Raw genomic sequence first — 14,456 nt, 5'->3', positions numbered from 1 at the left:
TACGGCGAAGAAAAATATATGCCCTAAGTACTTCGAAAAGAGATCCCTCGACTACGCTCGGGATGACAAGATCATTTTGATACAGTCCGCTGTGACCAGGCTTTTATATTTTTCCTGGTAAATTATTAGCGAGTTAGAGCCTGAAACGAGTTCAGGATGACTCCAAAGGGATAGGAACGAGTTTAGCATTCATGAAAAGTGTCGTATTTTTTTGTTTCTTCCCCATGATCTATGGACTATTGACCATCGTCTTCTTAGGAAACCTTAGCTTTTGTTTCAATATCAGCAATGGGAATATTTAATAACACAGCCTGTCCCAAAGCATCAATGCGTAAAATTAGTCGCTTTTCATTCTGATAAGACACCATCTCGGCCTCAAAACCCGTAAATTTACCGGAGATAATTTTAACTTTATCTCCCCTCTTTATCCGGTGTTGAGTTAAATCCACTCTAACTTCTCCCTGTAAATAACTTTGTAAAAATTCCATTTCCTGATCTGGTATATATGCTACCTTCCCCGAAAACAACAAGAAACGCACTACGCCATCTGTTTGCAGAACGTTATCATAATCCTTATGGTTTATTTTTACAAATACATAAGACTTAAACAAAGGTTCTTCTACCCACTTTTTTCTATCGCTCCATTGTTTCAGAATTTTTTGAATGGGGAGGTATACTTCTATATTTTTTCTCTCCAGACTTTCTCTTACTTTCTTCTCAAAACGAGGTTTGGTATATAAGGGATACCAACGGCAAACATCATCTATCTTCAACATCTTTCTCTCCTCTATTTGATTAATATCCTTATTTCCAAAGGAAACTTATCTTCAATTGCTTACGCTCTTTTATTCTTATTAAAACTGTGGTTCCCCAATTAATCAACATACATATCCCCAGAAAAAGAACAATAAGCGTCGAATTTCCTAAACTACGGCACAAGATAGCTAAATAAACAAACAGAATATTAGTAATAGCCAAACTGAGCGTAGTTTGAGAGTGTGACAATCCCAAACGTAATATACGGTGATGGATATGATTTCTATCTGCCTGAAACGGAGATTTTCCTTTTATAATACGCAGTATAAATACACGGATAGTATCAAACAAGGGGATAATCAATACAGAAACGGCTATAGCCGGTGCAGACAGAAACACAGGTCTGGGGAGGCCGGTGGTAAACTTATTAAGTTCTATAAATTTGATCCCTAAAACTATTGAAATCAGTCCCACCAACAAACTTCCGGTATCTCCCATAAAAATACGAGAGGGCGAATAATTATAAAACAGAAAACCTGCCAGAGCGCCTATCAGACTAAATGCCAGCACAGCCAGCTCTACCTGCCCCATACGTAAAAACATCATAGCAAATGTTAAGTTTACTATAATCCCTATAGTTCCTGCTAAACCATCTATTCCATCTATCAGATTAAAGGCATTAATAAAAAACATAATAATCAATACCGTAAACAGTATACTGGAAATGTAGCCGATATCCCATATTCCAAAAACACCGTATAAACTGGTTAATCTCACTCCACCCACTACCGACAAAATAAGCGCTACCAAAAACTGAATAACAAATTTAGTAGATGGCGAAGCTCCCGCCAAATCATCTTTTAGCCCAACTGCAAATAACATAATACAGCTGGTAAGGAGGACATTAGTGGGTAATACATTATCATAACGTTCAAACAAAAGGGAAACTATGGTAAATGCACAAAATATAGCTATACCTCCCAAACGGGAAATACCATGCTGATGATTTTTTCGTTCTTTCTCTAAGTCATCATACAAATGCCTTGTATTGGCTACAAAAATAATAGAGGGTATCGAAAAAAAAGATACTGCCGCAGAAAGGCACACAATCAATACGTTATACAGCCAAGGCCATTCCAGGTTTAGAGACATGGTTTTGTAGTTTTTTATCTATAGACTTTATTTAAAATTTATATTACTTTATAATAACCACAATGAACACTAAGTTTTCAAAGATTGAAATTCTTCTCTTTATTTTCTGTATACTTTGTGGTTAAGCTATTCCTGTTTTTAAAACACAAAGGACACTAAGTTCGCAAAGATTAAATTTCTATTTGTGTTCTCTGTTATACTTTGTGGTTAATTCATTTTATATACTGTCCTATTTTTCGTAAAGGCTTCAAAGCTGCAACCAGAAATGGGAAAGCAATACCATTTACTTTCATCGCCACTCGATCTTCTGCATTGGCCCTTAAACGATTTTTAAAGGTTTTGTTACTCATACCGCCCACTCTCATTTTCATCAGAATCTGAGGCAAATAAGCTGTTTCTATTTTATATTTATATAAAAAACGTAATATCAAATCGTAATCTGCAGCAGAATGATACTGTAAATCATAAAGCCCATATTTAAGGAAACATTGTTTTTTAATAAACAATGCCGGATGTGGTGGCATCCATCCGTAGGCTAGTTTATTAACATCAAATTCTCCCGACTTCCAGTTTCTTACCACTTTATCGGTATTGTCCCGCTCTACATAAAGTAAATCACCATACACAGCTTTCAAATCAGGGTTAGCCTTAAATACCTCCGCAACACTTTGCAATACTTCCGCATTGTAGAACATATCGTCTGAATGCAATATCCCTATCACATCTCCAGAAGCCAACATTATTCCCTTATTCAATGCATCATAAATTCCTTGATCGCGTTCAGAAATCATTTTATCTGTTATTTCAGATTTTTCTATAATTTCCAAAGTTTTATCTGTTGATCCTCCGTCTACCAATACCAATTCCTTTTCTGCGTAGCTTTGTACTTTAAAAGATTCCAAAGCATTAGCTAAGCAACTGGCCGAGTTATAAGTAGATGTAATAACAGATATCAACATATTATTTTTCTGATCCTTCTTCTTTTTTCTTCTTTAAGGCTTTATAACCCAAGGCTGCTCCCCCTGCAAGCAATGCAAGAGCTCCACCATCTATGGGAATGTCTCCCCATGGATCAGGCTCTTCCCCATCATCATTACAAAAAGGATCATTAGGCGGACAGGCAGCATAGGCTGTAATCATACACAAAGAAAAACCTAACACCATAAATATCTTTCGCAACAACTTCATATGCAAATATTATTTTCTTATAATTTTTTCAGTACCTATCCGCTTACCATCTCCTCCTATTAAATCCATCATATAAACTCCTCTCGGAAGGGACTCTATATTCACTTTCAAATCTCCTTTATCCAGTATTGTAGATTTTATGAACGTTCCATCTATTCTAAATATATTGGCCAATACTTTATCAGAGTTATTGTCACCCAACTTTATTTGAATATCACCATCGGTAGGATTAGGGTAGATCGAAAAGGTCTTTTCTTTGAGGTCGAAATCAAATTTCAACATTCGAATAACCGATATTTTTTCTTCTCCACTGGCGTCAACTTGTCTGATTCTGTAGTAATTATTTCCTATATAAGGGTTAGTATCCATATAACTATAAGAGCTTAAACCAGCCGCACTAATCCTGCCCAGTTCCTTAAATACAGATCCTTCGTAAGATTTTTCTATAATATAATTATATCCTATTTCCTCCTTTACTACAGCCCATCTAAGCTGAACACTATTTCCTGATTTATAAATATCAAAACCGACAAACTCTACAGGCAACACCCCTACAGGCACCAATGAAAGAGAAAGCCTGTCCCCTCCAAATGAACGATTATCTTTAGTATCTACATGAAAGACGTATTGGCTATTATCCCTATCTACAATCTGCTCCGCACCATTCAGCTTATCTTTTAATATTAACAGTCTATCATTAAAAATTGGAACGCTCTTAAAATTAAGGGTAATTTCTGATGTCTTCGCACTGTTTATATTCAATTTTATTGGAGTAGCCGAATCATTTAACGATGTTAAATTGATTGCTAATGGTTTTTCATCAGATGATTGCGTAGATAAACCAACAGCATAACCAGAAGTTGCCATATATGGAGTATCCTGATCATCCGCTTCCGTATTAAATTGCTCGTCAAAAGCTACAATTGTTTCTTCTGTTGATTCACCCAAACTCAAACTTAATCTCAATATAGCCGGAGTAAATAAATCTGTATTTAACCGTGTTTTTGCCAAAGAAATCTGTTTACCACTCCCATCAGAAAGGAACTGTTTATCCCTTATCTTCAATAATCTGGCAGGCTCCTCATTTATATTTTTGTGAGATTCACGAAACCGTAATACCCCTCCTCCATTATTAGCATATATATAAAATCCCTGACCTGGCTGTATATATCTTCCACCTCCGTTTACCCCCGTTCCTAATACAGCATTATAGGATGCCATGGGTTTACCACCAAAAACAATGGACATAGATGCGCTGAGATTAGAAGAAGAGGCATAAATACCCTCCCAGTCTATAGTTGCAGGATAAGGATTCCCCGCAATAAATGCTCCAGGTAAAACTGTATTATTTGGATTATAGCTTACAGGAATATCTATGTTACCTTTATTTATCGGTCCTTCATAGGTCAGCATAACACTTTCCGCTGGCACAAAAGGCTTGATCAATTTGCCAGGATTAGAATCTTTATAATCTCTATTACCTATAAAAAGATATATAAACCCATGCCCGCTTCCGATTGAACTAGTAATATTAGGAATAGGCACAAAAGCAGCAGTATTCTCATCATAAGTTAGCACCATATCAGCATTTTTAAGGCCTGACGGTACCGCATCAAAACCATTAATTGCACCACCATTCCCTGTAATAATCATATATTTTTTAAGTTGCGCAAAGGTTTTATCTCCTGAAATAGCTGCATCATTAACCGGTGAAGACATTGTTCGGCTTCCCCTTACAGCTCCATAATCGGCACCTCTCAAAAATGACTGTATTTTCACATTACCCACAACATCCGCAGAACCACTTAAAGCTCCAATATTGGCATTAGAATTGGCAGAAGCCAATAAGGTTAAATTTCCGTTAGCATTTAATGTTCCTGCATTGACAGTTACATTATTACTTACCGTGGCAGCCGCGGATACCGTTTTAGTTCCTGAACCGTTAATCTCCAGATCATAATAGGCTATTCCTCCTACATTTTGGTTTCCTGCTTTGTTATAATTCACTTTATAGATTCCTGTATTTACAGTTCCTACACCAGTAGCGTCTACATCTCCGGAAATCGTGATATTGCCCATAAGCGTTTTATTTCCACCTGTCAGCTTCAAGTTATTGTATTGCCCGGTTATAATATTTTGGGGAGAAGAACCATTGTATTCCACCGTCCCATTCCAGGTTTTTCCTGAACTGAGTGCCGTTCCTACATGCTGCGTTTTGAGCGTACCATTCCCCATCAATCCTATTGCACCGGTAGTGGTTAAAGTATTGGAGCCTAAATCCAGATAGCCGTTTGTGACCTCCAAGGTACCGTTAACGGTTAAAGCTCCGGGTCTTAATGTTACTTCTGCAGGGTTGTCAACGGTTAAATTATTCACACTAGCCGGTAAACCCGTTCCTGTTTGCTGTGCTGCTGCACCGTTAAACACATAATTGGCATTGGGGCTAAAGGTCCGGGTGCCAGTAGATTGTATGGCTCCGGTAGCACCTGATAAAGAAATACCTTGTGGATGGGAAGTAAGTAGAGTTGCCCCATCTTGAACGATAAATGTACCTATAACTGTATTGGGAATAGTTGAATCACCAAAATCTACAATAGCACCAGGGTTCACAATAAACTCTATGCCGCCAGAAACGACACCTTCCGTTCTAGAATATATTTGCTCTGTAGTACCACTAAAAACTATCTCTCCAATACCAAGATTAATACCTTTACGAAGAGTTCCTCCCGTCATATTAAAGTCTCGCTTTACATCTATTGTCGTCCTTTTAGAATTATCATTTGTATTAATAATATTGACCGTTCCCCCTGATTGAATATAATTATCAACTGTAATTACTTTTCCACCAGAGCCTGATATCTGGAAACTTCCTATCCCTGTATTCATTACAACAAAGTTATTTCTAAATATTGGATTAGAATTACCAAACGAAGGAACGAAACCTTCCAATTGTCTAGGGCAATTCCAAATAAAGTTATAAAAACTTTGAGACATTCCTCCTATTGCACCAGATGCATTGACAAACCCTATAATTTCACAAGATGAACCATCTTCCCAAACCGCATTGGGTATTACCCCAGAAGAGGAGGTTCTTGTATGCCGATAAATACTGTTATTATGAAAAACCAAATTTCCTATTGTAATTATAGTTCCCGCATTTCTTAAAATACCCAAAACGTCAAAGTCAGTTGCCGCAACCGCATTAGCGATGGTCAACGTAGCCTCCGAAACCACATCCACCACTCCTCCCTCTTCTATAACGACATCATCCACCGTTATATTTGCACTTACCGTCACCGTATGTCCATTTTGAATTTGAATTTTAGTAGACGGGGTTCCAGGTATCAAGGTCGCATCAGCCCAGATTGAGTTGTCCGCAGAGCTTTCCCAGGTATTGATATCATTCCAGTTTCCACTTTGTTTTGTGCGAAAATAGTCTGTAGCAAGACTTGACATTGCTACTTTAGAGAGCGCCATTATAGCACATACAGATACAATATATCTAAAAAGTATATTTTTCACCATACGCCAGTTTAAGTCTTTACAAAAATATAAATTTTTAATACAAACTTATCATTTTCACGATCTTAAAGAAAAATATACCCATTTTTAGGTAGTAAGATGTAAATATTTTTATATCATCAATGATTTTAACTTATAACCTAGCAACACCAACAGCTTTCTTGATGTTAACTTATCTACTGGTTAAGCTACCATAAATTGCTTTGTTTCATTTATGGAGTTCCTATTTCTATCTCGCTCATATTCCGACAGGCTTAAACTAACGTGGTATGAAAACTAAAGGTCACATTGAGGCTCTCGAAATGTGGTGCGTGAGAAAACAAAGAGAAATTAAGTATCTACCCTTCGAGAGCCTCAGGGTGACAATAAAGCTGTAAAAGCACTAGAAGGTCACATTGAGGTACTCGAGATGTGGTGCGCGGGGATACACTCCGGCTTCATCCCCTGAACTTAAGATGTTTTTATCATTACCTTATAGAGATTACTTCGCAGGCTCGTAATGACAAAAATAAGAGAGGCTTTGCGAACGGAGTGGAGCAATCTATTAAAGATATTGAATGTTTAATGATGAATGATAAACAAGGAGCTATTGACCTTTATTGACCCAACGCACTACATTTCGACGATATCAATGTGACCTAAAGAACCTAACTATAGACTCCTGGTTTCCTCCCCGGAACGTAAGATATTTTCACCCTTGCCTTATAGAGATTACTTCGCAGGCTCGTAATGACAAAAACAAGAGCGTCTTTACGAACGGAGTGAAGCAACCTATTAAAGGTTATTCTATGTTTAATGATGAATGATAAACAAGGAGCTATTGCTCTTTATTGATCCGGCGCACTACTTTTAGACGGGCTACCATTGACGTTATTTACAAAAGCTCACAATCAAGCATTTTCGCTCTTACCGCTCCGGCCTCTTGACCGGCCTGGTCAAGTTCCTTTTATTCATGGTTTTTATTTGTTTTTTAAAAGGTATTCATGAATGCTTCGCATGTTTCCGCAAAAAGGAACCAAAAACTCTCCGCTGCGCACAATTCTTTGAAAGATTATACTTAGGCTTAACCTCTGCCAACCGAATTGTACTGATGCGGAATTTAAGCAGAACGGTTGAACCTGCTTTAGCTTGATTACCGAAATACAATTCAAAAGCCATTTTATATTGATTTATATTACAATATATTCAGCATCAATGTGACGGAAGGACCTAACTATAAGACTCCTGGCTTTCTCTTCAGGACGTAAGATATTTTCACCCTTGCCCTATAGAAATTACTTCGCAGGCTCGTAATAATAAATAAGAGCGTCTTTGCGAGGAACGGAGCAAGCTCACTCAAAAACATTCAAACAACACAATAATAATCCAATTGAGGCCGCCTGAGTACTCAACATGACAAATACCCAAATATCGGAATGCTAGACACCTGAATCATGAATTGAAAAGCCTCACAGAAACTGACTGGCTAAAAACACATTTTCTCACAACAAAAAAAATCATTAATATTGAATCTTATTTACTAAACTACCACATGTTTGATTATAGCAAAAGTGCTGTTGTATTAATTGGCCTGGCTCTTTTTATATTGAGTTCCTGCTCCTCAAAGAAAAACATTTTATTTAATACCTATCAGGAAAAGAGCATTTCCAATCTTCCGGTATATACTGCACAGGAAGGCGATGCAACTATAACCAGTAAAGAACAAATTATACAGCCCGGTAATACTTTAAGTATTCTTAACCTGCAGAATGAAGCTTTAATTTCCGGATTGGGCGGACAGAATATGCAAAACCTTAATCAATCTACCGGAATGGTTTATCGGGTAGAAACTGACAGCACCGTATTGCTCCCTGTCATTGGCAAGATAAAACTGGGCGGATTAAGCCGTATCCATGCACAAGAAGAACTCAATCGTTTATATCAAACACAACTTCTAAGCGCTCCTATTATTACTCTTAAGATCAATAACCTTACGGTCACTTTTTTAGGGGAATTCAATAAGCAAGGGAATTACCTTTTACAAAAAGATCAGGTACATCTGGTACAAATGATGGGTGAAGCCGGGGGCTTAAATAACCGGGCCAATAAAAGAAAGATCAAGATTATCAGGGGGAACCTTCAACATCCAGAAGTTTTAATTGCTAATCTGGAAGACATCAATAGCTTAGCGGATCCACGCTTGATGCTCCGTGATAATGATGTCATTTATGCGCAACCCCGCGGGGCTTTCCAAACACTAGATCGCATAGGTCCCGCCACTTCCTTTCTGGGAGTTGGCCTGAGCATACTGAATCTCTATCTATTAATTTCCAATTTAAGCAAGTAATGTCTGATACCCCTAAACATTTCAAACAAGAAATTAATTACGGAAAGTTATTTAATATTATTCTCAGCCGCTGGTATTGGGTAGCTTTTACCTTATTGATTGCCCTAGGCGGAGCCTATACCTATCTCTGGTACACTCCAAAAACCTATAGCACTTCTACATTCCTGAAGTTCGAAGAGAAACAACCCAATCTGAGCAATTCGGTCAGTCTGGCTCCTTTATCTCGTAGTTACACCAATAAAATACTCTCAGAAAGCTGGACTTTTAAGAGCCGAAAAGTGATACAGGAAGCGGTGAATCATATAGACTGGACGGTCAGCTATTTTCTGGACGGACGTATACGAACCAGCAATCTGTACCCCAACAAGCCTTTTGAAGTACATATACTAAAACAAGACTCTGTTTTTTACAATAAGCCCTTAGAAATCAAACCTCAGTCCAAAAGCTTCATCTTATCCTACGACGGTCATGATCAGACTTACAATTATGGTCAACCTATCCAAATACCGGGAATTGCATTCTATATTACTTCTAAAAAGACACTTTCGCAGGGCTCTACCTATCTGATTAAATTTAATTACAAATCTGAGTTTTACGGCAGAATGGCTGCCAACCTCACAATTTCTGAAGCTGCTAAATTCTCCAATATAGCCAATGTTTCTAAAACAGATGAGAATGCATATTTTGCTGCCGATGCTTTAAATGCCATTATTAAGGTTTATCTATCTCAGGACCTCAATAATAAATCTCAATCTGCCAAGCAGATTATCGACTTTATAGATACCCAACTAGACCAACTGTCAAACTCCGTCAAACTTTCCGGAGAGAAATTGCAAAGCTTCAAGCAATCCAATAATTTTTTCGACCTCAGCTCTAATGCCTCCGCCGCTTTAGCAGAGGTTACCAAACTGGAAACTGCTTCGCGTACTGCAGATATCCAATTATTACAACTGGAACAACTACAAAAACAGTTTCTTAAAAACGATCAGACCATCAGCCTTAACTTTAATCTGGACGGTACGGTGGACCCTATGTTAAGTAACCTGCTTACCCAATGGAATAACCTGATACAGGAACGCATTTCTTTATCCAGTACCTATAAAGAAAATGCTAAACCTATTGTTGATTTGGATAATAAGCTCCACATTATTAAATCTGCTGCCGAAGAAAACATCAAATCCAGTATCAACCGGATCAAACAACTCAAAGGTTTCAACCAGAGCGAGCTCCATAAAGCTTATGCTACTTTACAAACCATGCCTTCTCAGGAAAGACAGCTTTTTGGTTTGCAAAGAGATTATAATATCAACGACAAGATCTATAGTTTTCTTTCGGAAAAAAAACTGGAAGCCCAAATCAGTAAAGCTTCTATTATGGCAGATGCCAGCTCCATAGATGCTGCCATGCCTAATTTGAATCCTATCTCGCCAGTCACTACGGCTGTTTGGCGTTTTGCTATTGTTCTAGGCATTATATCCGGTATTGGGCTGATATTTTTAGCGAGAATGCTGAATCCTTACATCTATGATAAAGAAACCATAGAAAGCATTAGCAGCACCCCTATTATTGGCGTCATCCGGCATTTCCCGGTAAAAGTAGACGAAAATAACACCCAAATCTTAACCACTTTACAGCCTAAATCTGTTTTTGCAGAATCGGTACGTTCGGTAAGAACGAACCTAAGCTTCGTAGCTAGCGAAAAACAGAGTAAAGTAATCTTTATTTCTTCTGAAATAGCTGGTGAGGGTAAATCTTTTGTTTCCATTAATCTGGCCAGTAGCCTGGCTTTGATAGATAAAAAAGTGATTATTGTAGCCGCAGACTTACGTCGCTCTAAAGTACACCGTACTTTTAATATTAAAGGCAAAGAAGGGTTGAGCACTTATCTGGCACATAAAAACAGCTTGGATGACATCATCCATCATACCAAACAGGAGAATATGGATTTAATTGTTGCGGGTCAAAATCCTCCTAATCCTGCAGAACTGATGTATTCGCCCAGGTTATTAGAAATGGTGGCGGAACTGCGAAAGAGATATGATTATATTCTTTTTGATACTGCTCCAATTGGGTTGGTTTCTGATGCCCTACCGCTTATTCCATATTGTGATATCAATTTGTTTGTTATCCGTACAGGAATTTCCAAACTCTCTGCAGCCGAAATACCGGATCGTATCAGTCATGAACATGAGCTCAAAAACACTTATATTGTTCTGAATGATTATCGCCCGGAGGTTCTGTATTCTACTTATTACAATACTAAGTATCAGGATAATTATGCAGGATATTATTATGCTAACCATTCCGGGAATAGTTATGGGTATTATATGGAAGATGGCGATGCTAAGAAAAAGTGGTGGAAGTTTTGGGATAAGTAGTTTATTGGTTTTAAGTTATCCGTTATGCTGAATTATTATTATCTGTATATTCTCGATAAAAGAGTGCTACAATGAGTTCCTGAAACAAGTTCAGGAGGACATTTTTTCTTGTTATCTGTGACACCACTATCTGGCAGACCTTTCGACTTGTAAATTCGCTCAAGATGATCTGAAGAACGCAACTATAAGACTTCTGGCTTACTCCACAGGACGTAAGATCTTTTATATCATTACCTTATAGAGATTACTTCGCAGGCTCGTAATAACAAACAGTAAGAGCGTCTTTGCGAACGGAGTGAAACAATCTATTAAAGAGGCTATTCAATGTTCAATGATAAACAAGCAACTATTACACTTTCTTAACCTGGCGCACTACATTTCGACAAGCTCAATGTGACCTGAAGAACCTAATTGTAAAACTTCTGGCTTACTCCCCAGGACGTAAGATCTTTTATATCATTACCTTATAGAGATTACTTCGCAGGCTCGTAATAACAAACAGTAAGAGCGTCTTTGCGAACGGAGTGAAGCAATCTATTAAAAAGGCTATTCAATGTTCAATGATAAACAAGCAACTATTACACTTTCTTAACCTGGCGCACTACATTTCGACAAGCTCAATGTGACCTGAAGAACCTAATTGTAAAACTTCTGGCTTACTCCCCAGGACGTAAGATCTTTTATATCATTACCTTATAGAGATTACTTCGCAGGCTCGTAATAACAAACAGTAAGAGCGTCTTTGCGAACGGAGTGAAGCAATCTATTAAAAAGGCTATTCAATGTTCAATGATAAACAAGCAACTATTACACTTTCTTAACCTGGCGCACTACATTTCGACAAGCTCAATGTGACCTGAAGAACCTAATTGTAAAACTTCTGGCTTACTCCCCAGGACGTAAGACACTTTATATCATTACATTATAGAGATTACTTCGCAGGCTCGTAATGAACTGTGTTTAAATCCAAATAAAAAGTTAAAATTCACTAAAATAATATTCTGTTTAATTTAGCATTAGCCAAATTGTGCTTTATAAGGTTCTCCTGATTTAGCTATGTCAAATACTTGCTTAATAAGTTTATTTACTGCTGCTATCAGTGCTACCCGGTAAGGTTTTCCTTTAGCCCTTAGCCTTTCGTAGAGATCTTTACAGGCCTTGTTGCAACGTATTGCAGAAGTAGCAGCCATATATAATACTTTTCTAACCTGTCCCATTCCCATTTTGCAGATATGCCCTTTGCCTTTCACGCTTGTACCTGATTCATATATCCTTGGGGCCAGTCCAAAGTAAGATATGACCTGTTTGTAGTTTTCAAACCTGCTAAAACCATCTGTAGCAATAATCAGCATAGAGACACTTCTTGGCCCTATGCCTGGTATACTTCTGATATTACCAGCCATTTCTTCATAATGCTGCTTTATCAATCCATCTATCTGGCGCTCTTTCTCCTTAATCCTTTTATCATGGCTTTCCACTTCCTCCTTGATCTCATTGTATAATAACTTATCTATTGTACCTACTGCCTCAAATGCATGCAACTGGCTGGACAACATATGCTTTCGTTGTTTTAGTCCTTCAAGATAGGTCTCAAGGTTACGGATGCTTTGTATTGCCGCCGTGGGCGGCTCCCATAACCTGGGGCTGGTCATCTGTGCAAACTCTGCTATGACCATAGCGTCTTTCTTATCTGTCTTTGCCCTGGACATTCGCATCTGTGCAAACCTGCGTATAACCAATGGGTTGACTACCGAAACTCTTATTCCTGACTCATAGACAAATCTTGCCAATTGGAAATAATATGGGCCTGTGGCTTCCATCGCCACATGGGTATCCAGAATATGCGGTAGCATATCCTTAAATCCCTTTAAGTTGTTTGTAAATCTGCCTTTGAAAGCTGATTTGCCTTCTTTTAATACTGTAATGTCAAAATAATCCTTTGAACAATCGATTCCTGTTACCATATTTGTATTAATCGTAAAAAAGGATCGCAGCAGAGTTCTTATCATGACTTATCAATCGTGAAAACAGGCTCCTAAGGCCTAATGAACTGTCCAAGTTCGTGACAAGAATAAGAGAGGGGGACTAGCATTGCGAAGAGTCTTTAAGGACTAATGACAGACTAAAGTCTTATTCCCTCTCTTTTGCTGGATCTTGTTAAACTAAACAAAATTATATTTTGTTAAACCTAATCCAAATCCTTTCTTACAAACTTACGATGACAAAAATAGGAGCGTCTTTGCGAACGGAGTGAAACAATCTATTAAACGTTATTCCATATTGAATATTTAATAATGAATGATAAACAAGCAGCTATTACACTTTATTGACCCGGCGCACTACATTTCGACAAGCTCAATGTGACCTGAAGAACCTAACTATAATACTTCCGGCTTACTACCCAAGACGTAAGATACTTTATATCAATACATTATAGAGATTACTTCGCAGGCTCGTAATGACAAAAATAGGAGCGTCTTTGCGAACGGAGTGAAACAATCTATTAAACGTTATTCCATATTGAATATTTAATAATGAATGATAAACAAGCAGCTATTACACTTTATTGACCCGGCGCACTACATTTCGACAAGCTCAATGTGACCTGAAGAACCTAACTATAATACTTCCGGCTTACTACCCAAGACGTAAGATCTTTTATATCATTACCTTATAGAGATTACTTCGCAGGCTCGTAATGACAAAAATAGGAGCGCCTTTGCGAACGGAGTGAAGCAATCTATTAAACGTTATTCCATATTGAATATTTAATAATGAATGATAAACAAGCAGCTATTACACTTTATTGACCCGGCGCACTACATTTCGACAAGCTCAATATGACCTGAAGAACCTAACTATAATACTTCTGACTTACTCCCCAGGACGTAAGATGTTTTTATCATTACATTATAGAGATTACTTCGCAAGCTCGTAATGACAAAAATAGGAGCGTCTTTGCGAACGGAGTGAAGCAATCTATTAAACGTTATTCCATATTTAATGTTTAATGGTAAACAAGCACTATTACTCTTTATTGACCCGGCGCACTACATTTCGACGGGCTCAATGTGACCTAAAAAACCTAACTATAATACTTCTGACTTACTCCCCAGGACGTAAGATGTTTTTAT

General features: G+C 37.8%; 8 protein-coding genes. 2 read left to right on the top strand and 6 right to left on the bottom strand.

Annotated elements, in window-relative coordinates; all coding sequences use genetic code 11:
* Positions 1–254 precede the first annotated feature (254 nt).
* The 5 genes from ACFSAH_RS02020 to ACFSAH_RS02000 form a co-directional block, all read right to left on the bottom strand.
* Positions 255–776 (bottom strand): UpxY family transcription antiterminator, encoded by a 522-nt coding sequence (locus tag ACFSAH_RS02020; RefSeq protein ID WP_379661016.1) that lies wholly within the window; start codon positions 774–776, stop codon positions 255–257.
* A gap of 28 nt (positions 777–804) precedes the next feature.
* Entirely contained in the window at positions 805–1,908 is a 1,104-nt protein-coding gene (locus ACFSAH_RS02015) for an MraY family glycosyltransferase (protein ID WP_379661015.1), read from the bottom strand.
* Positions 1,909–2,120: 212 nt separating this feature from the next.
* Positions 2,121–2,867 (bottom strand): glycosyltransferase family 2 protein, encoded by a 747-nt coding sequence (locus ACFSAH_RS02010; RefSeq protein WP_379661014.1) that lies wholly within the window; start codon positions 2,865–2,867, stop codon positions 2,121–2,123.
* A gap of 1 nt (position 2,868) precedes the next feature.
* Positions 2,869–3,096 (bottom strand): PID-CTERM protein-sorting domain-containing protein, encoded by a 228-nt coding sequence (locus ACFSAH_RS02005; RefSeq protein WP_379661013.1) that lies wholly within the window; start codon positions 3,094–3,096, stop codon positions 2,869–2,871.
* Positions 3,097–3,105: 9 nt separating this feature from the next.
* Positions 3,106–6,621: a T9SS type A sorting domain-containing protein gene (locus tag ACFSAH_RS02000; RefSeq protein ID WP_379661012.1), complete on the bottom strand. Its 3,516-nt coding sequence runs from the start codon at positions 6,619–6,621 to the stop codon at positions 3,106–3,108.
* A 1,528-nt stretch (positions 6,622–8,149) separates the two neighbouring features.
* Here ACFSAH_RS02000 and ACFSAH_RS01995 point away from each other — a divergent pair.
* Both ACFSAH_RS01995 and ACFSAH_RS01990 read left to right on the top strand, forming a co-directional pair.
* Positions 8,150–8,944 (top strand): polysaccharide biosynthesis/export family protein, encoded by a 795-nt coding sequence (locus ACFSAH_RS01995; protein WP_379661011.1) that lies wholly within the window; start codon positions 8,150–8,152, stop codon positions 8,942–8,944.
* Positions 8,944–11,322: a GumC family protein gene (locus tag ACFSAH_RS01990; protein WP_379661010.1), complete on the top strand. Its 2,379-nt coding sequence runs from the start codon at positions 8,944–8,946 to the stop codon at positions 11,320–11,322. The genes ACFSAH_RS01995 and ACFSAH_RS01990 overlap by 1 nt, the downstream gene beginning before the upstream one ends.
* 1,016 nt (positions 11,323–12,338) lie before the next feature.
* Here the strand turns inward: ACFSAH_RS01990 and ACFSAH_RS01985 are convergent.
* Positions 12,339–13,286 (bottom strand): IS110 family RNA-guided transposase, encoded by a 948-nt coding sequence (locus tag ACFSAH_RS01985; protein ID WP_379661009.1) that lies wholly within the window; start codon positions 13,284–13,286, stop codon positions 12,339–12,341.
* Positions 13,287–14,456 lie beyond the last annotated feature (1,170 nt).

Source organism: Pseudopedobacter beijingensis (assembly GCF_042678145.1).
GTDB classification, from domain to species: domain Bacteria; phylum Bacteroidota; class Bacteroidia; order Sphingobacteriales; family Sphingobacteriaceae; genus Pseudopedobacter; species Pseudopedobacter beijingensis.
Note: the sequence above shows the minus strand (reverse complement) of the source record. Positions and strands in the feature narration are given on the sequence as shown.

What these genes read in the sequence shown, in the direction of transcription:
- ACFSAH_RS02020 (WP_379661016.1), bottom strand. Translation starts at nt 776, where the DNA reads ATGTTGAAGATAGATGATGTTTGCCGTTGGTATCCCTTATATACCAAA.
- ACFSAH_RS02015 (WP_379661015.1), bottom strand. Translation starts at nt 1,908, where the DNA reads ATGTCTCTAAACCTGGAATGGCCTTGGCTGTATAACGTATTGATTGTG.
- ACFSAH_RS02010 (WP_379661014.1), bottom strand. Translation starts at nt 2,867, where the DNA reads ATGTTGATATCTGTTATTACATCTACTTATAACTCGGCCAGTTGCTTA.
- ACFSAH_RS02005 (WP_379661013.1), bottom strand. Translation starts at nt 3,096, where the DNA reads ATGAAGTTGTTGCGAAAGATATTTATGGTGTTAGGTTTTTCTTTGTGT.
- ACFSAH_RS02000 (WP_379661012.1), bottom strand. Translation starts at nt 6,621, where the DNA reads ATGGTGAAAAATATACTTTTTAGATATATTGTATCTGTATGTGCTATA.
- ACFSAH_RS01995 (WP_379661011.1), top strand. Translation starts at nt 8,150, where the DNA reads ATGTTTGATTATAGCAAAAGTGCTGTTGTATTAATTGGCCTGGCTCTT.
- ACFSAH_RS01990 (WP_379661010.1), top strand. Translation starts at nt 8,944, where the DNA reads ATGTCTGATACCCCTAAACATTTCAAACAAGAAATTAATTACGGAAAG.
- ACFSAH_RS01985 (WP_379661009.1), bottom strand. Translation starts at nt 13,286, where the DNA reads ATGGTAACAGGAATCGATTGTTCAAAGGATTATTTTGACATTACAGTA.